The sequence below is a fragment of the Flammeovirga sp. OC4 genome (genome assembly GCF_000812565.1).
Classification (GTDB): Bacteria; Bacteroidota; Bacteroidia; order Cytophagales; family Flammeovirgaceae; genus Flammeovirga.
This window is the reverse complement of record NZ_JTAM01000005.1, coordinates 20414-46718: the sequence shown is the minus strand read 5'-3', so window position 1 is coordinate 46718 and position 26305 is coordinate 20414. Positions and strand designations below refer to the sequence as shown.

Here is a 26305-nt window from a genome sequence, read left to right as displayed (position 1 = left end):
GTCCACTGAACCAGCATAAAAACACTTTGAGAACCATATTCCTTCATTCTTAATTAAAAACATCTTTTTCCATGTACTTAAAGTATAGGTACTTTGAAAATTTGGGTAGTTACCCTAGAAATTATTTGAAGACACTTGGTTGCTTTGTATTCACAGCCTAGATTTTTTTTGCTTCGTTTTTTCATCAATGGAAAAAATGAAGAACACACATGGAAAATAGAGTGAAGCTTCGATTTTCTTCTAATCTTTTTAAAAGGAGTAGATCATCTAACCAACCAAATTTTCAGAGAGCCAAAGTATAATAGATATAAAATAAAAAAACTATGAGTATCAATAAGGTATCTATTTTAAAATCTGTTGATCAAAATACTTTTGAGGGATTAAAGGGGTACACTAACCTTGCAGTCATTGTGGATGAAAACACAAAAAGAGACTGTTATCCTATAGTCAAAGAACTATTACCAGAGCATTTACTGATTGAAGTAGTAAGTGGAGAGGAAAATAAAAACTTAGAAACTTGTCAACATATCTGGCAAGAGCTAACGAATGCGGGTTTTGATAGAAAAGCAGCAGTTTTAGACCTTGGTGGTGGTGTAATTGGTGATATGGGAGGCTTTTGTGCTTCTACTTATAAAAGAGGAATCGACTTTTGGCAGATGCCTACCACTTTATTATCACAAGTTGATGCTAGTGTAGGAGGGAAGTTAGGGATTGATTTCGGAAAGTTGAAAAACCATATTGGTGTATTCAGAATTCCTGACATGGTGTTGGTATACCCTGAGTTTATCAAAACTTTACCTCAAAATGAATTGAGATCTGGTTTTGCAGAGGTGATCAAGCACTGTTTGATTGCAGATGCTGACCATTGGAAAACGGTTTCATCAAAACCATTGTCAGAACAGGATTTAGCGACAATCATTCCTCACTCTATCAATATTAAGGATGGTGTAGTAACATCTGACCCAACGGAAAAAGGATTAAGAAAGATCTTAAACTATGGTCATACTATAGGTCATGCTATTGAAAGCTACCTTTTAGATATTCCTGGAAGAAAACTATTACATGGTGAAGCAATTGCGATCGGTATGATTGCAGAAGCCTACCTTTCAGTGAAATTTACAGGTCTTCAAGAGGAAGAGTTGAAGCAAATTCAAGAATATATCTTATCTGTTTACGGTAAAGTTGAAATCTTGGATAGCGATTTAGAGCACTTGTATGCTTATCTTCTTCAAGACAAAAAGAACAGTGGGAAAAAATTAAGTTTCTCTTTACTTTCAAAAATAGGTGATTGTACTTTTGATCAATTTATCGAGTGGAATGAGATTGAAGAGGCCATAAAGTATTATATGAGTCTGTAAATAGAATTGAAACTTCATTTACATAGGAACCCTTCTAAAATGTATTTTTGGAGGGTTTTTTATTTTCTGATGATTGAAAAGGTTATTAAAACAAAACTATTTGCCAGTTGAGACTAGAACAGGGTGAATAATTTTTTTGATTAATCGATCAGCTTGTTCTTGATAATGGAAGTTCTTTAATTTCCATCCTCTATTTTTGGCTACCATTTCTAATAAACTGTGCTCTTCCTTAATGAAGTTGGTGACAGTGATAATCTGTATATTTTTATCCACACCATTTTCAGATAATTCTACAAAAAATGAATGCTTTTCATAAAGATTAAATGGGAATTTTAGGTCCTTACTATCGATCAATAAAATTTTTTTATTTTTCAATAGAGGAGCAATTTCTTTAATGGCATGTAATACATTTTCTCTGGAAGGTACTTTAGCTAGCTTCAAAGAAACGTAATTAGGTGTTGCAGAAATACTGTAATTCATATCTCTATATTTTCTTTGTTATACGTTGTTACACAAAGTTAAATAAAAAAACCATTTAAATGACGATGATTACCTATAAATGGTGACTTTCGTCAATTAAATGGTTTTACGCAGTTAAAAATATGAAATATTTACATCTGTACGTTTTCTAATACGTCAAAGGGGTCTGGAATTTCATCTGGATTTTCTCCAACACATGTTCTAACATCAATTTCGATCGATCTTGAAATAGTAGAAATAGGGACGTCGTTCGCTGAACCTTCAAATGGATTTTCACCTACGGTACCAATCCTTTCCATGGTGTGGAAAACCCAAGATACCATAGCAGCAAAAGGGATCCCCATCCATACCAGTAGCCCTCCAATAAAAGGGTGGATACCAATTAAACTTTCTCCAAGCTTTGCGAATTCGGGAACTAAGCCAAAAGGTAAAATGAAGATGAAAATCCATACAAAAAAGACATTTAAAGTGGCATACTGTCTAGGGTAGGGGAAATTTTTTATTCTTTCTGACTTTCCTTGTAGTGCCAATAATGTTCTTAAGATGTCTTCTAATCTTAGAAAAGAGAATTCCCATATTAATCCTTTCTCCTTCAGGGCTCTCAAATGATTTGACTGTAGCTTAATGATATGTGCAGATTTATTACCTCCAACATCCATTACTTTTTTGAGCTCATCCGGTTGTAGATAGTGAGCCAAAGCTTCTTCTTCAGGAATGACAAATTCAGGAGTATGGATCTTTTGAGCCCACTCTCTATTTGTAGGATGATCCATAAAACTTTCCCATGGCTTTTTTGCCCTCATGGCATAACGTAATGCTGTCAGCCAAGCCATATGTCGATGGACTAATATTCTTTTCTGCTTGGATAACTCTTCTTTGGATAGTTCTTGCCCTTCTTTTGCATATTCATTCGTCACCATATCTCCAACAAAAACAGCAAATGTTCTAGAATCATTCACAATGCCTCCCCATATTTTACGGCCTTCCCAGAGACGTCCATATACAGCGTTATTCCTAAAGCCAATTACAAAAGCCAGGGCAGTACCCACTAATGCAATAGGAGTCCAAGGCATGGCAATCCATTTTTGTTCTAGCACCTCATATATGAAAGTGACCGTGGTGGCTAGCATGACAAAAAATAATGTTTCCTTTCGTGTCCAGAGAAACATTTCAGATACTGAAAAGTATTTTTTAATGAGCATAGATTCTGAAAAATAAAGTTGTTAAGTCTCTATGAATCTAGTAATTAAAAAGGAATTATGAAAAGTTGTCTATCCTTTTCTGAAGTTCTTCATTGATCGCTAACCTCAATGCAACATGTTCTTTTTCCATGTTTTCTGGAAGCCATTTCTCAATCTTTTCAGTACCATCTTTCATGAAAAAGTAAATAGAAAGGCGATTATGTCCAGAAACCTTTACTTCAAAACGTAAAATGTCTTTGTAGTAGACTTCATTCGTTTTGAAACGCAGGTTAAATATTATTTTATCTTCCTCAAAACTAATAAATGAAAAGGGCCAAGCTTTTTTAGGTTTAAAAAGAAAAGTAGGGTGTAATAGAATAGGAATACTAGCAAGTGTAAATCCTATGGCATCTACTAACTCGATGCCTCCCCATCCAAAATGATAATACCCATAAGCCAATTGAGCAACTTCAATAGTTCCGACGACGGGAGAGACAATCTTAATAAACCAATGAATGAACGTGTTGGACTTCACTTCAAGTTGCCCAATAGCACTAAGAGGAATATAAATGTCTTTTTTCCTTTGGAAAGGTAGTAATAGTTTATGCTTCGTTTTTTGTAACATTAATTCTTTTATCTAGCTCATTAAATAAGGCGTCCAGCACCACTTTTTGTTCCTTTGGTAGAAAACTTTGAAACCACTTTATAGAAGTTTTTTCTCCATTTATCTGATAGATATGAAGGTAAGTTTGATTATAAGTATTGGTTTTAAATTCATAACTACGAATAGATTGAAGCTCAAATGTATATTTTTTGAAAAAACTCATTTTGATTTCTAAAACTTCTTGATCCAAATAGAAATATTGTTTCATCCAATGATCTTTCTGAGGAAGTTTATGTGCTAAATAAAACGAGGCAGGGACAATACTTAATTCTGCTGTATGTATGGAAAGTTCGAGTAGATCAATCATGTTGAAATAATGGTCAAATTGGAAACCACTACTATAAAATTGATAAAGAATATACAAGAGTTCAGAGCATCCTATTCCATAAGCAATTCCTGCAATCCATTTTTTGAGCTTTTTCGTTTTTTGTGTTTGCTTATGTTCAATATCAATACCTTCAGTTGGAGATATAGGTATGAGTATTTTTCCTTTTGATTTGTAATTGGCTAGTTCGCTTTTTTCTTTTTTTATAATCATGGTTCGATTTTAAAGTCAAATTCAAGAACTTCTTTGCTTTGATTATGCCGTTCTTAGCTTACAATGTAAATTAGAAAGTAATAGATTGTTTATTATTGATTCATATGCTATTATTTTTAGTTTGCTAATTATCTGCTATAAATCTAAGAAACTTTAAGGGAACTAAAAACAGGATTGTTATCAATGTTATTTGAAGTGTTTCTGTCAATTCTTTTTTGAATTAATTTCAATAAACCCTTTACAGCCCTCTCATCCTCTTGTTTTATTTCATGCCCTAATAGCCAAGGGATACGTGTTATTTCACCATCCTTATGAATAAAAGTAAGGAAACTTCTAGAAGACGTTTTATCTCTATCTTCAAAACGAATAACATCACTCAAATCAACTCTTCTACGGTTAAGTCCCGTTCTATTGACGATGAGTTCATTTCCATCAAAATAGATGAAGCTTTTGTACCAAGCAATTGGAGAATTAGTTAGGAACGGTTGGATGGCTAATAAAAAACTTACTTCTGCGAAGAACAAAAGGTCATCGAACCAGAAATTTTTTAAAAATGAAACAACGGTAAAGTTGGTAGAAAGTACTTCTTTAAGATAAAATAATGCATCAATTCCTAATGATAATGCACCAACATAAGCAAAAAATTGAGGAATGGTAATGCCTCCATAGTACTTCGGTTTTTTCACGATTCCATTGAAATCGAGGGGGATATAAACGTTTACACTAGACATAAAAAAATAGATAGTCAAAAAGATAGTATTTATTTACAAGTGGTTACACGTTAAAATCTTTTAATAGGTTGCATTTAAAATGTTAATCTTGTGAGAATAATGATAAATATTATTGCTATTATCTATTTTCTGAACAAGGATAGTTGTTTTTATTGGTGTAAATACTTGCTGTTTTTTAGTTTTAAATGCGTTGTTTGTATAGTGTTAAATAATTGATAATCAACTCTATAGGTTTTGTGATTAGTTAAATTGAGTGGAAGCCCCTATTTACAAAGTCTTAATATCTCCCTAAAATTGAAGTCATAAAGCAATTCAATTATTTAAACTACATCAAAGATGAAACGACTATTATGGTTTCCGTTGGTTGTCCTATTCTGTATAGGACAATTGGCGTATGCTACGGAGGAATCGGCTCCCACTGCATTTGTAGAGATTGGAGCAGGGCAAACACCTACTACTGATCCAATTTACTCCAGCTGGAAATATGCTTGGGGTAGTTTTTTATATAAAAGTGACGACTTAGGAGAAGCTAAAACGATCAGCAAAATTTCATTTTACGGATATAAGAATTTCGGTGGATGGGAAAAATCGTTTGCCAATCAACAGATTTATATCTCTTTAGTTAGTAGAGATGATGTGCCGTTATCGTATCCTGATTTGAATAATTATACAAAGGTATTTGACGGTACTGTAACGTACCCTCCTAATGGTGCAGATTGGATGGATATTGATATTGAGGACTTCGAATACGACGGAACAAGTGATATCATCATCCATTGGCAGAATCATTCGGGAGAGAGTTATGTTACTTCTGGATTATTTTATGGTACAGTCAATCAAGATCATCAAGCAGTAAGCGGTAGTGACAATAACTTCCCGACAGGGGTAGCAGGTTGGAGGCCTTTTAATAATGCTACGCCGAACATCAGATTTCATTATTTAGTGAGTAATGATACACCATGTACTCCTTTGGCTATATCACCTGAGAATAAGGATACTAAAGTAAAAGTAGATCAAGCTTTAGAGTTTAGCTTATGTAATTCAGATCGTTATGATTTCTATTTAGGTACTGAAGAAGACAATATGCAACTTATCGTTTCTGATCAAGCGATAACAGAAGATGGAACATACACTTATAATAGTCAGACATTATGGGAATCTAAAAAGACTTACTATTATAAGGTGGTTGCTAAAAAAGGAGATAAAGAGATCTCTTCTCCAATTATCTCATTTACAGCTCAAAAGTTTATTGAAGAGTACCCATTTATCGTTGATTTTGAAGATTTCTATATCAGTCAAATTACAGGCAATAGGATAAATAGAACTATTAATACCAACTTTCCTGATGACTCTGATTGGGAGTTCGATGAGTATTGGAGTACTGGTGATGTTGATGGTTTCCCAGAAGGAATTTACAAAGGTGAAATGACAGGTTACGTTTCTGCTTGGAGGACGGGTGATTATTCACTTATAACTCCGAGAATGAACCTGCCAGAAAACAGTGAGATCTCTTTTTATTGGAGAACGGGCTCAAACTCACCATCAAGTGGGACTTATCTGGAGATCTCTACAGATGGAAAGGAAACATGGTCTGAAGTAGCATCAATGATGCTTGAAGGAGATATGGAAGAGTATAAATACGAATCTTTCAGTCTAGGAGATTACTCTGGCGAAAATGTTTATATCCGTTTTAGATATCACGAAACTTCAAGCTGGAGCCCAAAATACTTCTGGATAGATGATATCGTTATCAAAGAACAAAAAATGGAGCCTGAGATTCAAATCGCTACAGATAATCTTACTTATGCTTCCGTTAGTGTTGGTAGTAAGATCAGTCAGTCAGTAACAGTGACCAATACAGGTAAGGCACCATTAATTATCAGAGGAGGTACTTCTACGGGACCGTTCTCAACAGATTATACTGGAACGATTGATATTGGGAAATCAGCGGATATCAAATTATATTTTGAACCTACTTCTGCGGGTGATTTCGAGAATGTATTCACTTTTGAATCGAATGCAACTTCTGGTACAAACGATATTACCTTAAAAGGCAATGCTTATCAACCGCTTACTGATTTCTTTGAGAATTTTGATAACAGCACTGAGATGCCGGCTAAATGGAGTCAAATCAGAAGTAGCTGGGACAATTACACAAGTGTACAAGTGATTGACGGTGCGCTTGAGTATTTTACAGGACCACATTGTGCTCGTTTGATGAACTTGAATGATTTTGAATCGAATGTCATTTTAGTTTCTCCAGGGGTGAAAAACTTTGATACCAACAGAATCGTTTTCCAAGCAAAAAAATCAAATGATGCATATGACTTGACTCTTGAAGTGGGTTTAATGACGGACCCAACAGATTCTTCTACTTTCGTATTGAAAGAAACATTTGAGTTGACAAGTGCATATAAACAATTCAATTTACTATTCAGTCACGCTGATAAAGGGCCTTACATTGCTTTCAGACATGGAGGAAGAGAACAAAAAGTAACCGCCGCTTTAATTGATGATATTTCTTGGGAAAAGATTTCAAACGGATTTCCTCTTGCAGCAGTTCCAGTATCGCCAGTCACAAACGCAGTGGATGTAGACATCATGAAAGGCTTGAAATTAGCATGGAATGATGGTGGTGGAGCCACTGAAGGATACAAAATCAATGTAGGGACAGATTATCCACCTACTAACATGATTGCTAATCAAGAAGTGGACTTAGAAACGGCCGAATTGAAATTAGAAAACTTAGAATATAACACCCAATACTATTGGCAAGTAGTGCCTTATAATAGTAATGGTGAACTGCCTAATGCTCCAGTATGGTCATTTACAACCATCCCCGATCCAACTGTTGAGACTCTCCCATATCTTGAAAATTTTGAGACAATGAAACAAGGAACGACAAAACCAATGGGTTGGTCAATAGACGATTTGAATCTTGACGGTAACGAATGGAAACAGATTACAGATGATGGATCAAATGATTTGGTGAAGGGTTCTGGGGCAATGCAGATTTCTGGTAAAAAAGATGATATTCTTTATTCGGTGCCTCTAGCTTTGGAGAAAGGTACAACTTATGATTTATCGTTTTCTATTAGAACGGAATTAGATGAACTAGAAGGAAAATGGCACACGGAAGAGTTAGAGGTGTACTTGGTAGAGGAGAATAAGAAAACTGCTTTGGGTGAAGAAGCGTTAGTGAAAACTTCTACCGTGGAAGATGCATGGAAAGATGTGAGTGTTACATTTGAGGCTCCAAAAACAAAATCAATGTTCCTTGCTTTTTATGCGAAGACTGAATCAGCTACGGGAGTACTTACATTAGATAATGTAGAGTTGGATATTGCGAAAGAAAACCCAATCACATTTACTTCTACACCTGTCGAAACAGGAGCGATTTATCATGATTACAGCTATGTAATTTCAGCTTCACATAAAGAAGAGAAAGCACTTGAATTCTCATTAGAAGATGCACCAGAATGGTTGTCAATTGAAGATCATGGTGACGGAACGGCGACTCTTTCAGGGAAGACAACTAAAAAAGGAACTTATTATGTAAGAGTAAACGCCACTTCAGGAGAGCAATCAGCTAGTCATCAGTTTAATTTAGAAATTGAAGATATTGATAATCCACTAGCTTTCACTTCAGTACCTGAATTATCAGTAAAAGTATATGGTACTTATGAATATGCGATTGAGGTAGATTGTGCAATTGATGAAGCAATTACTTTGGAGTTGGTACAAGGTCCTCAGTGGTTGTCATTAGAGGAAATGGAAGGAAAGTATACGCTCAGCGGTACGCCTGATGCTACTGGAAGTAATGTGGTGACATTGAAAGCCTCTGTTGCATCTTGGGAATTAAGTCAGTCGTATTCACTGAAAGTAGAAGATATTGACAACCCATTGATGTTTACTTCTGGAGACTCACTATTTGTGATGGAAGACGAAAGCTTCGAACACCAAGTAGCAGTTGAAGGATTGGAAGGATTGACGATCTCATTAGCATTAAAAGAAGCAATGGAAGGGGTAGAATTAATGGACAATAACGACGGAACGGCCACGCTGACAGGTAGCTTGATGGAAACTTCAACTGTTGTAGTTGTAGCTTCTCAATCGAATTGGAGCATCGAACAAGAAATTGTAGTCACGGTAGAAGAGAAGCAGGTGACGGATGCGTCTCTTGATATAAGCACGATTATGTTGTACCCGAATCCAATGACGGACCAATTTATTCTCAAAGGAGCTGAACAAATTGAAAGTGTTTATATCTACAGTTTAATCGGTGAAAAAGTAAAAGCTTACGAAGACTTATCTCAAGCCCCACAATTCCTGTTTAATGTATCTGACCTTGTAAAAGGATGGTATGTTGTTCAAGTGAATAGCGGAGGTGCTACGAAGACTTATAAGATTCAAAAACAGTAACTCATACTAACCATAATATAGGCTGTCAACTTCCAAACAAGTTGGCAGTCATTACCTTCCTATCTATAAATTTTATAATGAAAAAGAACTTTATTTTCCTTTTACTATTTTGTGTACTGGGGATGAACACCTACGTTGGTGCCCAAACAAAAAATAGTTTAGAAGAAGTAACTTATAATGGCGTTGCAGTGGAATTGCCTGAAAATGCCAATGCTTATTTTTCGAATAAAAGAACATCTCAAACTTCTGATCAATCCGCATACGTTATACTTCAGTTTTATCAAATTCCGAACAAAGAGAAACGTTCCAATTTGATGAACAATGGTGTTTTGCTCAACGATTATTTAGGAAATAATGCCTATTTAACGGAGATCAATTCATTGAACAGCAGTATTGATATTAGTACTATTCGATCTATAGTAAACCTTGTAGATGTACAGAAGTTAGATCCATTGTTGATGAAGTCAGAATTGCCAAAATATGCAATGTCGGGCAAGCACTCAATTGTATTGGATTTACTTTTCTTTTCTGGGGTGAATACTCAAAAAGTACAATCAGACTTAGAAACATTAGGTGCTGAGGCTATCACTTTTTCACCTTATTTCAATAAAGTAAGATGTCAAGTGCATATTGATCAACTAAAGGAAATCAATGCTTTTTCTTGGTTGAAGTATGCAGGACCAATCCCTCCAAAAGTGGAGAAAGACGATATTGTAGGGCAGAAAATGGTTGGTCAAGATGCCTTGATGGGCTATTTAGGAGCTGATCAGATGCTGACAGGAGAAGGTATTACTGTTGGTATTTGGGATCAAGATGTTGAACCTCACCTTGATTTCAATGGCAGAGTAACTTCACACGAATTAGAAGACCACCTTTTTGCTCATGGTAATCACGTGGCAGGGATTATGGCCGGCCGTGGTTTGGTAGACCCTATTGGTGTTGGTATTGCTCATAACGTAAAGATTGAATCTTGGAATTTCAATGTGGGTAGAAATGGCTTGACAACTGGTGAAGAAATGATGGGTGCCGCTTTAGAAAATGAAGTTTCTATTACTCAAAACTCATACGGTATTCCTCACCCCGGTGGTTTTTTATGGCCTTATATCAACAGTGATGCAGAATTGGATCAGGTGACTTGGGAACAACCGCATGTATTACATGTTTTTTCTTCTGGTAATTCAAGAGGTAATTTCCAATATGGAACAAGTTCTAAAACAGCAAAAAATATCCTGACAGTTGGAGCACTAACGCAAACAGGAGCAATGAGTAGTTTCTCAAGCTGGGGTCCTGTAGATGATGGCCGACATGGTCCGCACATTGCGGCAAAAGGTGTAGATGTTTATTCATGCTCATTTTTTAATGATTATGAGTTGATGGATGGTACATCTCAAGCGACTCCATTGGTGTCAGGTGTGGCCATTCAACTTTATGAATTATACAAAAAGGAAAATAGTGAGTTGCCTAGAGCTGATTTGATCAAAGGGGTGCTTTGTAATACAGCTACAGATTTAGGTGAAGCAGGACCGGACTTCGCTTATGGCTATGGTGAAATGAATGCTTTAAGAGCGGCGAAAGTGATTAAGAATAATCATTTTGCATCAGGTAATGTAGAGACAGGTGATCAAGAGACGTTCAAAATCTGGGTGCCAGAAGGGACAGGTCAGTTAAAAGTAATGCTTTCATGGAGTGATTACCCAAGCATTCCCTTCACACCCAATGCTTTGATTAATGATTTAGATTTAACGGTAGTACATAACGGAACAACAACTCTTCCTTTGGTTTTGGATGCTCAAAATCCATCACAATTAGCAACAAATAGTGAGGATCATTTAAACAATATTGAGCAAGTGGTGATTGACCTTCCTGAATCAGGTTACTATGAATTTGTGGTGAATGGTAATACAGTACCTCAAGGTCCTCAAAACTTTAGCATCACATGGGATTTTGTAGAAAAAGGAGTGACTTTATTATCACCAGTTGGAGGTGAATCTTACGTAGCGGAGAAGGAAATGATGATCTATTGGTCAGCTCCACAAAATAATACTGACGCGTTTGTTGTTCAAATCTCAGAAGACAGCGGAATGAATTATCAAACTGTTGCTGAATTGGCTCCTAGTGCTAGAAATTACACTTACGCTACTTCTTCAGAAGCAAAAGGTAATTTGAAAGTAAGAGTGATCAATGGTAAATATTTTGATGAAAGCACCACTGGGTTTAGTGTTATTGGTCGTCCTGAAATTGTAAGCAGTTCATCGGATGTGATGAGTTGGACAGGTGTTGTTGGGGCAACCTCTTATGAAGTAATGAGAATGGAAGAGGGAGAAATGAAAGTGATTGATGAAGTAACCACCACACAATTTTCACCTGAAGCAGGGCAGTATTGGTATGCCGTGAGAGCGGTCAATAAAGAGAAGAATATAGTAGGGGTACGATCGAAAGCGGTTGATTTGAGTGTAAAAGGAGCAATTAGTAATTTCCCTTTTGATGAAGGCTTTGATGATGGAGCTTCCAATTATTTAACCATTGAAAAATCAAAAGCGGGTAACGCAACGATCAACTACGATACTGAAGTGAACTCTCATTACTTGAAATTTGAAGGAGGACTTACAGGTGCCACTTTTTACGGTGATGGTTCTACGCAAGAGGTTTGGAACGCCAACCCGACATTTATTTCAACAGCGACGCTAAAAACCGAAATTCCTGATGGGATTAACTCATTATTATTCACTTTAGATGCCAAAATGGCTTACTCTGTTTCTAGAAACCAAAGTATTTTCAGAGTGTATGTCAACGGTCAGCCTGTTTCAGATATCAAAGGCCAAAGTTATTTCTTGGGCAGTGAAACAGCCCTTCTGAAAAGAGAAAAAATGTACTTTGACTTAACGGATTTTCTTGGCGAACCTATTCAGATCGAATTGAAAGCACTTTGCCGTTACCCATCAGGTGTTATCTCTTGGGCTATTGAAGGAGATCAGGTAGGTATTGATAATATTCACCTTTCTGAAAAAGCAGAATACGACGTAGCTTTATTGGAAATCGATCATCCTAATCATTCATTACGTTTAGAGGAAGCAGAGGTGAAATTTATGATTGCCAATATTGGATCAAAAAATCTAGAGACTTTTGATTTCTCTTATGAAGTCTACAAAAATGGCGTATTGAATCAAGAAGAAAAAGAAACATTCAGTACTGAATTACCAACTTTCAACACTAAAAACTACACGTTTGTTGCCTTAGGAGACTTCTCTGAAGAAGACGCTTTATATTATGTAAAAGGTAATGCAGAGCATGCTAACGACTCCAAACCTGAAAACAATACGCTTCAAGGAAGTGGATTCTATAATTTCGGTAACATCGTTCCAATGGCCGCTCATGATTACACACAAACAACGACTGTAAGTGATGATGTTGTTTTCACGGATGGCGGTACAAGAGTATTTAATTACCCTGATAACACAAGAAGTATCCACAACTTTGTTCCAGCTGATCCAACTAAAAAAGTAAAAGTTGAATTTACTTCTTTCCAATTGGAGGAAGGGTATGATTACTTGTATGTATTTGATGGAACAAATGCTAGAGGTGAACCAATTGCAGTCTTGAACGGTGCTTTAGACGATAATAATCAAACTACATTTACTTCAACAGTATTAGGCGGTGGATTAAGTTTCCTATTTTATTCTGATGAAGCAGTCAACGAAGAAGGTTGGGTGGCTACGGTATCTCAAGTAGATCACAGTGTTGATTTCGATGCTGGTGTTACTGCAATTCAGCACCCTGTTACTCATGTAGGCTTAACAGGTGCAGAAAGAGTATATGTAACAGTATCTAATTTTGGTAAAGAAGACATTTCATCTTTCAAAGTGGCTTATACCATTAATGACGGTACTCCAAGAATTCAAAATGTAAACCGTCTTCTGGAATCGGGGAGGTCTGTAGATATTGAATTTGATGAGCCGGATGTATTCAACACTTTTGGAATTCAATATGAAGTGAAGGCTTATACTATTTTGGAAAATGATGGAGTGGGAAGAAATGACACTTCAGTGGTAAGGTTTAAATCAGATTATGAACCAGCACTAGGATTTGGTGGAGTGTACATCACGAATGTAATGATGGGTGATATCAATCAAACCTCTGGCGATAATATGTATGAAGATTATTCAGGGCAGGAATTAACAATCAAATATGGTGAAACTGCGGAATTGATTGTAACGAAAAATGATGGTTCTGGTGCAGGTAAATATTGGATCGACTGGAATTTCAACGGAAAATTTGAAGAGGAAGAAGGTTTTGAGTTCGAACCCATCAATCCTCAGCAAATGAAAGGCGTTATTGATCCTCCTTATGATGTTGATCCAGGCAAAAAGAGATTGAGAATTCGTGTTTTATCATTTGGTGAAATGAATCCTGAAGGAATTGTTTTTACAGGAGAAGTGGAAGATTATTCCATTATTTTAGAAGGGCAAGCACCAAAGCATGATTTAGCTGTAAAAAGCATTGAGCTTGAAAAATACATCACACCGGATGCTTACGCGATTCCTGTCATGATTGAAAATAAAACACCTAACGCGGAATCATACCAATTGAAATTGATCGTAGATGGTGTTGAAAAAGAGGTGGTTGAAGTGAGTGATCATGAAGGTAAATCAATGAAGGAGGTTTTATTTTCTAGCATTGATTTAGTAGAAACAATTACTGAAATTAAAATTGAGTTAATATCTTCTACAGATGAAGTGATTGGCAACAATATTCTTCAGAAGACAATTAATGTGCAACCATTGAATACTGTTTTTGCTTATAATATTTTAGGTGCAGAAGGTGTTTATCCGGGACCGATCAGTTTCCATATGCAGAACATCAAACAGCCAAGAAATATCAAGCAGGTGAATGGATTTTATGTTTATGCGGGTACAATTGCCAAGAACAAATGGTACAACAGTTCAACGGGTGGAATGCTTTCTACAATTGATCCATTTACGGGTGAAATCAGCAATATTGGCTTCTCTGATATTGAGTTGAGAGATATGTGCTACAGCGAGCCGAAAGACAAACTTTACGGTATGGCGTATTATACACCTGAGATTTACAGTATCGATAGAGCAACGGGAGCATCTACTTTGGAAGGCACTTTAACGAATACATCCATCAAAACCATTACTTGTGATATCTCAGGAGTGCTGTATGGAATGGATCAACTTGGTAATATTTACATCATCAACGATGAAGATTGGACAACAACAAAAATCAGTTCATTACCAATTTTTACCGGAACTTCTCCACATCCACACCTTTTCTTTGATCATAATATTGGTAAAATGTATTTGGCATCAAGAGATAATCAGCTCACGACAGACTTCTATCAAATATGGGAAGTAGATCCTTGGTCTGGCTCTCTTAAAGAAGGCGTGATCAACGAAGGTTTGAGCAAAGCGATTGGTTTTTCTATGTTCTATGACAAAAAAACTGCAGAATCGTTACACAGTATTAATAGTGTAAAAATTCAAGGATTATCGACTTTCGGGACAATTGATGAGGAAAACAGAGAAATCAAATTGATTCCAGCAAAGCAAATGGATATTGCGGAGTTGACATTACAATTCTCCATTTCTCCAGGTGCTCAGTTATATTATAAAGGCAAACAAGTAGATTACACTTCGGTATTTGACCTCACAGCTCCAATTGTGGTAGAAGTACGATCATTTGATCAATCTAATGCGTCATTATGGTCTATAGAATGCTTGCCTCCATTGAATGATGAAGCAGAAATTACATCTTATGCGATCTCAAGCTTGTTGAATAATGATCTTGTAGCTGACATTGAAGGTGTTGTAACCACTGATGGAATTTCAATCGATGCGCATAAAGAAGACAATCTGACAAATGCATTGGTGTCCATCGAAAAAGCAAATAAGTCTATCATCTTAATGGGGTCAGATACTTTGATAACAGACGAGACGAAAGTGAATCACTCTGATGATTTTATGCTGAAGGTAGTTTCAGAAGATTTAAGTAAAACAAAGTACTATACAGTCACTACCGCGAGACAGCAAAACGATCAAGCGGAACTTCAATCTTTCACTCTCCTAGCAGGTTTAAATGATCACCTTGCAGAAGATATTGAAGCTGAAATCACTGATCAAGAGATTTTACTGGATGAGTCGCTGTTTGACATTGAAGGGAAGTTAGTCATCAGTTTCAAATTATCTACAGGAGCGGTGATGACTCAAAACCAATGGATTCAGACATCTGGCGTAGATAGTTTAGTATTGGAAGAAGGTTTAGAGTTTGAAGTTTTCTCAGAAGATAAATTAACAAAGGAAACTTATACTGTAAAAGTAAAAGAAAACACTGATCCAACATCTATCATTACTTTCTCTAAAGATGTGATTAATGTATTCCCTAATCCTACAGAAGGAGAGGTGAAAATCAAGCATCATGAGGCAGGGACTATTTTTATCATGGACATGAATGGTAAAAAAGTATTTGCTCAGGAATTAGGGGTAAGTCAAAATCAATTGAATTTAAGTCATCTATTATCCGGGATGTATATTGTCCGATTTGAAGGACAGACATCAGAGTTATGGTTGACAAAACTAATCATCAAATAGATTTGAATAGAGCGTGATTTAAAGTGGGCTACAATTTTGTAGCCCACTTTTTTATATTTTATCAGTTTCCATAAATTCTGCTAGTATTTTTCGTTGCTTTACTGCGAAAGTGAGTAATTGATTGTTACCAGTTACTTCCAGTTTTTTGCAGATATTATATCTATGATTCTCAATGGTCTTGATGCTTTTGAAAAGCTGATCAGCAATCTGAGGAGATGACTTGCCTTTTGAAATAAGTCCCAGTACTTCTAGCTCTGTTTTGGTTAATTGGGTGACTAAAAGCTTATTTTTTCGTATTCTATCAATTTTTTTTTGATTGATCTGAATGAATTGTTTAAATTTCTCACAAGTGAACTTTTCATTCTGTAATACAGCGTCTATACAGCTCCTTATTTCTTTCATCGCATTTTCCTTGAAGATATAACCGTCCACATCAAGGCTTAATGCTTCTTCAAAAGTAAACAGGTCACTATGACTTGTGATAAAAATAACTTTTGTACTAGGTGCTATAGATTTTATTTTCTTAACCATCTCAACACCATTCATTTTAGGCATTTCGATGTCGGCTATAATTAATTGAGGTGATAATGATACAGCTTTTTGATATCCGTCTTCACCGTCTTCTGCTTGACCAATGATTTGAGTATTAGGAATAACGTCAATAATTGGAATAAGAGCTGAGCGTACAATAGGGTGGTCGTCAACAAGTAAAATTGAATTGGTATTACACATTATAATTGCAAATTGTTAAGTTTATAATGTTATTTAGTTGAAAATTTTGAAATAATCAAATATTACAATATACATTTCCAGCTAATTTAAATCTTCTTTTTTATTCTATCTCATGATTAACAAACTACCATATATTCTTTCATCTCTAATAGTATTATTGATTACTAACGCTTACGCTGAAGAAACACCTAAGTTTTACAATGATTCTGCAGAAGATCTTTTTTATGATTCTCCTTTAGAAAGTTATAAAATGGCAGAGAAGGCTTTAATAATGGCGACTAATAAGTCATCCACGCATGAAATTGTACGTGCTTACGTTAACCTTTCAAGGTATTATACTTTTAAAGAAAACTATCAGAGATCATTGGATAGCCTCTATGTTGGGGTGGAATACATCAACGAAATTCCAAGAGAAACCGCAGAACAGCTTTTACTTTCCATAAGTCAAAATCACTTGATATTGCACAGTAATAACCTCACTTTTGATCAGTTTATCAATAGCAATGATGAGGAGGTTTTCTGGCGAAAAAATTATAATGTATTAATCAAACTATCAGCCTATTATTATAATAATTACAGTTATTTAAATGCCAATGATAACCTTCAAAAAGCATTGGTATTAGCTCAAAACTTAAACGACAGCAGTTGTATCGCAGAAGTGAATTATCAGATTGGAAGATTGGCCGTTGCAATTGAGAAATATGACCGTTCTTTGGTTTATTTTGATAAAGCACTTCCCTATACGATTGCATCAAAAGATTCACTGAGAGCGTCAAAAATCTATAGTTATATGGGAGAAAGTCAAATGCTTCTGAAAGAATACTCTACTGCCGATTCCCTATTTTTACTAGCATTATCTTTCTCGTCAAAAAGTACCAAAAACCATTATTTAGTGCTTAAAAACCTTGGTAAATTTAATTTTAACCAAGGGAAATATGCCGTCAGTAAATCTTATTATCTCCAAGCTTTGGGAAATATGGGAAACAATTATGATTCTGATAAAGCATTTATTTTCAATGAACTTGGTGATATCTCTCTTTTAGATCATCAATTGGCTGAAAGCAAAATGTATTACGATTCAGCTATTTGGTATTCCAAACGTTTCCAAGATTTTAAAAACTTAGAAGAAGCATTAGTAGGTTTATCAGAAGTGGCCGTAAAAAGAAAAGATTTCAAGTTATCTAACGAGTTATTGAGGGACTCAAAAATTGCCCAATCCAAAAGTACAGAACAGAAAGAAATGGAGGCGATTTCCTATTCCAATGCTTATTTTGATACTTATTTTAAAGAATTACAGATCATTGATTTACGACAAGATAAATACATTAAAGACCTTATTTTAGAACAAGAAAAAGAGAAAACCAGCCTCCTGATTGTTCTTTTAATTGTGGTGCTGTTGGGCGGTGTGCTTTTAGTATTATGGTTTATTCAAACTAGAAAAAATGCAAAACTTGAAAGAGAAAAAGCAAAGGTAGCAAGAGATCACAACGAAGAATTGATGATGATTAATAGTGTGTTGTCTCAATCTCAAAAAGAATTACTCAATGCCAATCAAATTAAAGACAGAATGTTTTCAGTGATAGGGCATGATGCAAAAGGCCCTTTAATTAGTGTAAGAAATCAAGTTTTTGGCTTGATTGGCAAGGTAGATAAGGAATCTACCGTGTATGAAGAATTAGTCAACTCTGAAATTCTAATTGATAACGTCATTCGATTAATCAATGACCTTCTGAATTGGGCCATGTTGCAAGACGAAAAGATAGAGTTAAATATAGAAAAAGTAGATTTTAAAGAGATTCTGGAAGCCAACTTAAGCTTATACCAGCAGGTCATCGATCGTAAAAAGATTGCCTTTGATATCGATTTACCTTCAAATACAATATTAGATACCGATTATCAATTGCTAAGTTTTAGTGTGAGAAACCTCTTGTCCAATGCTATGAAATATTCTCCAGAAGGAGGTGAAATAAAGATTTTATCTCAAAGAACTGAAAGCAGTTTTACCCTTTCAATAGCAGACCATGGCCCAGGTATCACAGAAGAAAAAATGGATTCAATATTTAGGATGCCTGAAAGTTTTGTTGCCCCAAGCCCAGATAGAGAAGGTTTAGGTTTTGGATTGCCAATGACTGCCAGATTTGTGAAATTATTGAAAGGAGAAATTTCATTAAAATCTGAATTAGAACAAGGGTCTACATTCTCTTTAGAAATTCCTTGTTTGAAATAACAGATGAGAAGTTGGTTGTATTGTAAACTAAGCTTTCATTATCTCGTTAATCGACATTTCTGCAAGCTTTTTATGTTCTACTTCCAAGCTTCTTTCTTCTTCATTTTTCCATTGATGAAAAACGAAGCAAAAAATCTAGGCTTAGAAGTCAAAAAGCTAAATTCCATTCCTTTCACCTAAATGATTTTAAACTCGCTAAAGCTCAAACAAGAAAATCATTTTTAACGGCTCACTCCATGAAATTCTTAACGCTTTTCCCTTCAAGGCCGGGGGATCACTACCAAACTAAAAATGGTAGAAAGCCCACTGGCGCGAATGTTAAGCGAAAGCTTCATTCGTGTCCTACAAATCACCAGAAATCTCCTGATTTCTAAATAGAATATATAACGAAAACTTAGTTTGCAATATGCCAACTCCCTTTGACTTCAAAGCCTTGAATTTTTTGCTTCAAGACAAAAATGAAGAAGAAGGAAGCTTGAAAGTGGTACCCTGAAGGTTTACACCACTCACTTTTAAAAGAAATAGATTCTATAAAAATCACTATTTCTTTGAATATTAATCCCTTCTTGTAAATAATATCGAAGATCATCAAAAGTTAGTTTCTGATTTAAAAACAAATTACGATATTTGCGTGATCTGTACCCTTGTGTACAGGCAAAGCAAAAAAAATTAGACAATTTCATTCTATAATCAATGGGATTTAAGGAATACAAAGGGCTTGATCTAGTTGCGGCGAATAAAGAAATTCGTCAATATTGGGAAGAGCAAAATATCTTCGATAAGTCTGTCTCTACAAGAGATGGCAATCCATCACATGTTTTCTATGAAGGACCTCCTTCAGCAAACGGTGCACCTGGTATTCACCACGTAATGGGCCGTGCTGTAAAAGATCTTTTCAATAGATACAAAACATTAAAAGGATTTCAAGTAAAGCGTAAAGCTGGATGGGATACTCACGGTTTACCGGTAGAGTTGAAAGTTGAAAAAGAGTTAGGCATTACAAAAGAGGATATTGGTACTAAGATTTCTGTTGATGATTACAATGCAGCTTGTAAGCAAACTGTAATGGAATTCAAATCACAATGGGATGAATTGACAAAGCAAATGGGGTATTGGGTGAATCTTGATGATCCGTATATCACATTTGACAAGAAGTACATGGAATCTCTATGGTACTTGTTGAAAGAATTATACAATAAAGACCTTCTTTACAAAGGCTATACAATCCAGCCTTACTCTCCAGCAGCAGGTACTGGTCTTTCTTCTCACGAATTAAACCAACCAGGTTGTTATAGAGATGTAACGGATACTACAATCACAGCACAATTTAAAGTAGAAAAAGACGACAAGTCTGCTGCTTTATATGAAAATGCTCACGGTGATGTGTATATCCTAGCTTGGACAACAACCCCTTGGACACTTTCTTCAAATGCTGCGCTAGCTGTAGGAGAGAAGATCGATTATGTAAAAGTAAAGACTTACAATGCGTATACACATGAGCCAATCACAGTGATCTTAGCCAAAGATCGTTTGAATGCTTATGTAACGAAGAAGCAATTGGATGCGGACTTCGATGCGTATGAAAAAGGTGCAAAATTAGTTCCTGCTCAAGTAGTAGGTGAATATAAAGGTGCTGAACTTGTGGGTGTAAAATACGAGCAATTATTACAGTTTGTAAAACCTGAAGGAAAAGCATTTGAAGTAATCCCTGGCGATTATGTAACTACTGAAGACGGTACTGGTATCGTTCACATCGCTCCAACTTTTGGTGCAGATGACCAGAGAGTAGCTAATCAAGCAGGTATTTCTCCAATCGTAGTATTTGACGAAAAAGGCAATCCACTTCCATTAGTTGACAAAACAGGTCGCTATGTAAAAGAAATGGGAGAGTTCGGTGAGCAATTCGTGAAAGCAGAATACGAAGAAGATGAAGTATCTGGTGCGAAGGATTACAAATCAATGGACGTTCGTTTAGCGATTAAATTAAAGACGGAAAACAGAGCGTTTTTAGTAGCTAAATATGTCCATAGTTACCCTCACTGTTGGAGAACTGATAAGCCAGTATTATACTATCCATTGGATTCATGGTTTATCCGTACTACTACAGTAAAAGATCGTTTGGTAGAATTAAACAAAACAATCAACTGGAAACCAAAAGCAACAGGTGAAGGACGTTTCGGAAACTGGTTAGAAAACCTAGTAGACTGGAACTTGTCTCGTTCACGTTATTGGGGTACACCTCTTCCTATATGGAGAACTGAAGACGGTAACGAAGAAATTTGTATCGGTTCAGTAGCAGAATTAGGAGAGCAAGTAAAGAAATCAGTAGCGGCAGGCGTAATGCCAAGAGATCCGAAGTACATCACTGACAGCGGTGAATTGACAGAGGAATTTGACTTACACCGTCCGTATGTAGATGATATTATCTTAGTGTCAGAAAGCGGTAAGCCGATGACTCGTGAGTTAGACCTTATCGACGTATGGTTTGATTCAGGGGCGATGCCTTATGCACAATGGCACTATCCATTTGAAAACAAAGAAGTATTTGACGGATCTTTCCCTGCAGACTTTATTGCTGAAGGTGTGGATCAAACACGTGGTTGGTTCTTTACATTGCATGCCATTGCAGGTATGACACAAGACAGCGTAGCGTTCAAAAACGTCATTTCAAATGGTCTTGTATTAGATAAGACAGGTACTAAAATGTCGAAGCGTTTAGGTAACGTGATCAACCCATTCGAAACAATGGACGAGCACGGTGCGGATGCTACACGTTGGTACATGATCTCTAATGCAAACCCATGGGATAACTTGAAGTTTGACTTAGAAGGTGTAAAAGAGACAAAACGTAAGTTCTTCGGAACGTTATACAACACGTATTCTTTCTTCTCATTATATGCTAACCTGGACAACTTCACGTATTCAGAAGCTGAAGTTCCTATGGAAGAGCGTCACGAGTCAGACCGTTGGATCTTATCACGTTTGAACACGTTGATCAAAGAAGTGGATGCCGCTTTAAATGATTACGAACCAACGAAAGCAGCAAGAGCCATCCAAACGTTTACAATCGAAGACATGTCGAACTGGTATGTAAGATTGAACCGTAAGCGTTTCTGGAAAGGTGAGTATGCTTCTGACAAGATCGCCGCTTATCAAACACTTTATACATGTTTGGAGACGATCTCAGTATTGATGTCGCCAATCGCTCCATTCTTCTCGGATCGTTTATTCCAAGACTTGAATGCAGCAACAGGTAAAGATCAAGCAGAGTCAGTTCACTTAGCCTTCTTCCCTAAAGTAAATGAAGAGTTAATCAACATCGACTTGGAAGAAAAAATGCACTTGGCGCAAGTAATTTCATCATTAACACACTCTATTCGTAAGAAAGAGAAGTTGAAAGTACGTCAGCCATTGCAACGTATCTTGATTCCAGATGTAAATGCTAAGGTAACTGCTCAAATCAAAGCTGTAGAAGGAGTAATTGCTCATGAGGTGAACATCAAAGAGATCGAGTTCTTGACAGAAGAGAACGAAGGTATGTTTGTGAAGCACATCAAACCAAACTTTGCTACATTGGGTAGAAAGTACGGTAAATTGATGAAAGGCATCGCCAAAACAGTAAACCAAATGTCTCAAGATGACATCAAAGCAATTGAATCAACAGGTTCTTACACATTTGATGTTGACGGAAACGAAGTAGTTCTTGGAATCGAGGATGTATTGATCACTTCGGATGATATCCCGGGTTGGTCAATGGCAAAAGACCAAGGCATTACAGTAGCATTAGATATCACTTTAACAGAAGAGTTGAAGAAAGAAGGTATCGCTCGTGATATTGTAAACCGTGTGCAAAACATCCGTAAAGACACTGGTTTAGAAGTACAAGACAAAATCAATATCGTTGCCGAAAAAGGTGATGAATTGGTAAACGGTGCTTTTGAATCATTCAAGGATTATATCTGCGAAGAAACACAAGCAGTTTCTCTATCAGTTGAAGACAGCGTTGCAGACGCAACAGTACTTGACCTTGATGGTGTAGAAGTAAAATTAAAAGTAAGCAAGTAATCTTAGCTTACATATTGATATTGAAGACGGGTAGCAGAGATGTTACCCGTTTTTTTGTACTTGTCAAAAAATCATGATACAAGTAATTTATTATACCATGTCGCAAGTGTTAAGCCGATAGGCGTCACTTGTGACTAACCATTGGCGAAGTCTCCTGACTTCGAAACACATATTTCAATTCAATATTTACAAAACAAATATGATATCGAGTTAAACTTAATATTTGTTTTTGATAGGTTTCGAAGTCGAGAGACTTCGCTAAAATACTATCACAAGTGACGCTGCCGCTTAACACTTGCGATATTTAGGGTAGTAGTTTCTTTCATAAATTAGCTGCCATTACAACCTGATTTTAACTGACATATTCGTTTGCCTTTGGGTGGGTTTGTGTAAGTGGTGACCTTACTTTTACATCTCTTATATGCAGGACAATTACTCGAAGAGTGATAAACACTACTTTTACCACATACATAATATTTTTTAGCTGAATAACTTGAGAAGACAAGAGTGATTGTAATTAAAGTGAAATACTTAAAAATATGTTTGCTCATAATTAATTGAATTGTTAAATATATAAAACTCAAATCTAATCTGTTAAATTATAAATTGCCAAATTATTTTACAGTAGATTTTACTTGCGATTTTTTTATTTATCTTTTGAAACAAAAGATAAAGTAACAAAAACTAACGATTCATGAGCAGAAACTATAAATTTTTCGATCAGACAGCATGCTATTTTGTAACGATGACGGTCGTTCATTGGATTGATGTATTTTCAAGAAAAGAATACAGAGATATTTTATTTGAAAGCCTTGAGTATTGTAAGAAGGAAAAAGGATTGATTGTCCATGCGTATGTAGTGATGAGTAATCATGTACATTTAGTTATTTCATCAGAAGGTAAAGTGAAACTAGAATCCATAGTTAGAGACTTGAAAAAGTTTACTTCTAAAAATATCATCAAATCAATTCAAGGGAATATTTCAGAAAGTAGAAGGGATTGGATGTTGTGGATGTTTGAAAGGACTGGGCAACGGAATAAAAACAATTTAAAATATCAATTCTGGCAACAACATAATCATCCAATTATTCTCAATAGTTCTGATATTTTAAATCAGAAAATTAATTACATACATCAAAACCCTGTAAGGAACGGTCTCGTAGTGGAGGAGGCTTCTGATTACCTCTATTCTAGTGCTCGAAATTATGAAGAGAAGAAGTATGTGATATTTGATGTTGAAATGATTTAGTATTTGGTGTGTTTCGAAGTCGGGAGACTTCGCCAATGTACAATCACAAGTGCCGCTGTCGCTTAACACTTGCGATATGGTTATTACAAATTGATCTAAAAGTCTACAGACTTTTTACAGTTGCTAGGTCCAAGTAACGCCTTTGGCTTAAGACTTGAACCAGTTAGGGTGTTACCTTTTCAAATTTAAAATTGAATTAGTACTTTGTTGTAAGTAAACTATTGTGACAATTAACAAACATAAAACATGGGTGCTTTAAAAATTCAATTAGCAAACGACAGTTCCATTTTACAAATCTTATGTTTTTCTTTCGTTATACCTATAGCCATTGGTTTTGGCGTTTTTTATTTTTTAAATAATATTGTTGTAAGTGTAATATTAGGATTTGTCTCTTACGGCATCTCTCTATTTATCGCCATTAAATTGATAAATAAAAGCTCAAGGAAATATATTTTTGAAGTGAGGGATGGGGCAATTTTTCATAATGAAAGAAAAGTTGTTGATTTGATAGATATTGAAGACTTAGCGTATGATTTTTCAACAGCCAATGCTGCCGGCGGAGCATCCTTCTATAGAAATAGGAATTTCAGGTTTTTAATAGTAAAACCTATAAATGGTTTACCAAGAAGATTAAATCTATCTTCGACTTCAGCAGATGTAAATGATATAATAAGGAGAATTAAAAAAGAGATTGTAGAGTTGAAGAAAGAACAGATCTAATAATCAACTTTGTTATAATTACAATTGTTAGATTTAACACTTATGCTATAGTAATAGCTCTCAAACTCCATATTTTGATTCCTGCATCTTCGAAGTAACCCTACTCATATTGCAATTAAAGTTTTTTAGTCGTAAATTATATGTCCCATTTAATAAACCGATTAACGATATGGAACTAAAAACAACTTTAATAGATGCGTTAGAAATCGCATTAATAGAAGATCAAAACAAGGAAAATAGAAAAGAAGCTTTCAAAGAATTAAAGTATTATGAAGATCTAATCATGAAGTTAGATGTTTCATTAGGAGTGTTTGAAGCTTCATTTATTAGGGATGCACATAAAGATCATCTGATTGAATTTTTAGATTTGGCGTATACTATTAAAAAAGAAGAGAGGTTTAGAGAATTGAAAGAAGTGCTAAACAAATTATTAATTCAAGTCACAAAATAAAATAACAATATATCGCAAGTGTTCATTCAATGAAATGCACTTGCGATTTTTTTTATACAAGGAGAGTAGCTACTTTTTCCTTTAAGGCAAACTTTTTGAGGAGTAGAATAAAAGAATTTTTTGACTATCAGCTACTATGAAAACGTATACAAACTTTATACTCTTGCTATTGATATTTTCATGTGAAAATCATGAACAAGAACTTCAATCTTATCAGCAAAAGATTGCCGAACTGGGTACTACGCACTCTGCTTTAGAAAATAAAGTAAAAGAGCAAGCAATTAAAATTAGTACGCTGGAAGGTGTAACATCTAGTTGGGATTCTACTGCACTTCAAAAGGCTAATACTGCATTAAAATCTCAAGCTAAGCAACTTCAGAGTGAAATCGCTTTAAATGCATCAAAAGGTATGATGGAACCAAGGATGTTCAATCTATTTGTGGACTGCTGTATGTTACCAGAGAATTTAACAGATTCATTTAAGCTTCTTCTTTCTGATACTTATCGTATTTCTCCAGCAGTAAACCCTTTTTATGTTAAAGGTCAATTTAATGAGGATTCAGTGGAAGACTATGCTATTTTTATTGAACATAATGAAAATGAAAAACAAGGTCTGGCGATTTTCATCGGCGGAGATACTGAGAAGTATTATATTTTGGGGGCAGGAAATGAAGATAATTTCGGTCAAGATAATATGTATGGAACAATTGCTCTTTCAGTTATAAATCGTGAGAATGTATTGATGAAGGAAGGTGAGGTTGCTCCAGTGATAAAATCTCCTCAAGTGATTTATGTTAGTTTTTCTAATTTCACTTCTGCAATAGCTTATCTAGAAGAAGGAACTTTTAAATTTTACGGACAAGCTGATTAATATTCTAC

At 35.5% G+C, this 26305-nt stretch carries 15 protein-coding genes; 9 read left to right on the top strand and 6 right to left on the bottom strand.

Going from position 1 to position 26305, the window contains the following annotated elements:
* Positions 1-323 precede the first annotated feature (323 nt).
* Positions 324-1358 carry a 3-dehydroquinate synthase gene (gene aroB / locus PL77_RS05495; RefSeq protein ID WP_052444197.1) on the top strand — a complete coding sequence of 345 codons (1035 nt, stop codon included), beginning with the start codon at positions 324-326 and terminating at the stop codon, positions 1356-1358.
* Positions 1359-1454: 96 nt separating this feature from the next.
* Here aroB and PL77_RS05490 read toward each other — a convergent pair whose 3' ends face one another.
* The 5 genes from PL77_RS05490 to PL77_RS05470 all read right to left on the bottom strand — a co-directional run bounded on the left by PL77_RS05490 (position 1455) and on the right by PL77_RS05470 (position 4952).
* Positions 1455-1838: a hypothetical protein gene (locus PL77_RS05490; protein ID WP_044202601.1), complete on the bottom strand. Its 384-nt coding sequence runs from the start codon at positions 1836-1838 to the stop codon at positions 1455-1457.
* Between the two features lie 131 nt (positions 1839-1969).
* Entirely contained in the window at positions 1970-3007 is a 1038-nt protein-coding gene (locus PL77_RS05485; RefSeq protein WP_256380329.1) for a bestrophin family protein, read from the bottom strand.
* A gap of 88 nt (positions 3008-3095) precedes the next feature.
* Complete coding sequence (locus PL77_RS05480) at positions 3096-3644, bottom strand: hypothetical protein (protein WP_044202599.1); 549 nt, start codon at positions 3642-3644, stop codon at positions 3096-3098.
* Positions 3622-4221: a hypothetical protein gene (locus PL77_RS05475; RefSeq protein WP_044202598.1), complete on the bottom strand. Its 600-nt coding sequence runs from the start codon at positions 4219-4221 to the stop codon at positions 3622-3624. Before PL77_RS05475 ends, PL77_RS05480 begins: the two co-directional genes overlap by 23 nt.
* A gap of 143 nt (positions 4222-4364) precedes the next feature.
* Positions 4365-4952 (bottom strand): hypothetical protein, encoded by a 588-nt coding sequence (locus tag PL77_RS05470; RefSeq protein ID WP_044202597.1) that lies wholly within the window; start codon positions 4950-4952, stop codon positions 4365-4367.
* A gap of 336 nt (positions 4953-5288) precedes the next feature.
* Between PL77_RS05470 and PL77_RS05465 the strand changes: the two genes are divergently transcribed.
* Together PL77_RS05465 and PL77_RS05460 are read left to right on the top strand one after the other, a co-directional pair.
* Complete coding sequence (locus tag PL77_RS05465; RefSeq protein WP_082026409.1) at positions 5289-9374, top strand: T9SS-dependent choice-of-anchor J family protein; 4086 nt, start codon at positions 5289-5291, stop codon at positions 9372-9374.
* Positions 9375-9451: 77 nt separating this feature from the next.
* Positions 9452-15982: a S8 family serine peptidase gene (locus tag PL77_RS05460; protein WP_082026408.1), complete on the top strand. Its 6531-nt coding sequence runs from the start codon at positions 9452-9454 to the stop codon at positions 15980-15982.
* Positions 15983-16033: 51 nt separating this feature from the next.
* Here PL77_RS05460 and PL77_RS05455 read toward each other — a convergent pair whose 3' ends face one another.
* On the bottom strand, positions 16034-16714 hold the full coding sequence (locus PL77_RS05455) for a response regulator transcription factor (RefSeq protein WP_044202592.1): 681 nt from the start codon (positions 16712-16714) through the stop codon (positions 16034-16036).
* Positions 16715-16826: 112 nt separating this feature from the next.
* Here PL77_RS05455 and PL77_RS05450 point away from each other — a divergent pair, with 112 nt between their 5' ends.
* From PL77_RS05450 to PL77_RS05420, 6 genes are all read left to right on the top strand, one after another.
* Positions 16827-18941, top strand: coding sequence for a HAMP domain-containing sensor histidine kinase (locus PL77_RS05450; RefSeq protein ID WP_044202591.1), 2115 nt, complete (start codon positions 16827-16829; stop codon positions 18939-18941).
* Positions 18942-19634: 693 nt separating this feature from the next.
* On the top strand, positions 19635-23006 hold the full coding sequence (gene ileS / locus PL77_RS05440; RefSeq protein ID WP_044202588.1) for an isoleucine--tRNA ligase: 3372 nt from the start codon (positions 19635-19637) through the stop codon (positions 23004-23006).
* A 694-nt stretch (positions 23007-23700) separates the two neighbouring features.
* A complete protein-coding gene (locus PL77_RS05435; protein ID WP_044202586.1) occupies positions 23701-24255 on the top strand; it encodes a transposase in 555 nt (184 codons plus the stop codon).
* A gap of 246 nt (positions 24256-24501) precedes the next feature.
* On the top strand, positions 24502-24975 hold the full coding sequence (locus PL77_RS05430; RefSeq protein WP_044202583.1) for a hypothetical protein: 474 nt from the start codon (positions 24502-24504) through the stop codon (positions 24973-24975).
* Between the two features lie 169 nt (positions 24976-25144).
* Positions 25145-25426 (top strand): hypothetical protein, encoded by a 282-nt coding sequence (locus PL77_RS05425; protein WP_044202580.1) that lies wholly within the window; start codon positions 25145-25147, stop codon positions 25424-25426.
* A 136-nt stretch (positions 25427-25562) separates the two neighbouring features.
* A complete protein-coding gene (locus PL77_RS05420; RefSeq protein WP_044202578.1) occupies positions 25563-26297 on the top strand; it encodes a hypothetical protein in 735 nt (244 codons plus the stop codon).
* Positions 26298-26305 lie beyond the last annotated feature (8 nt).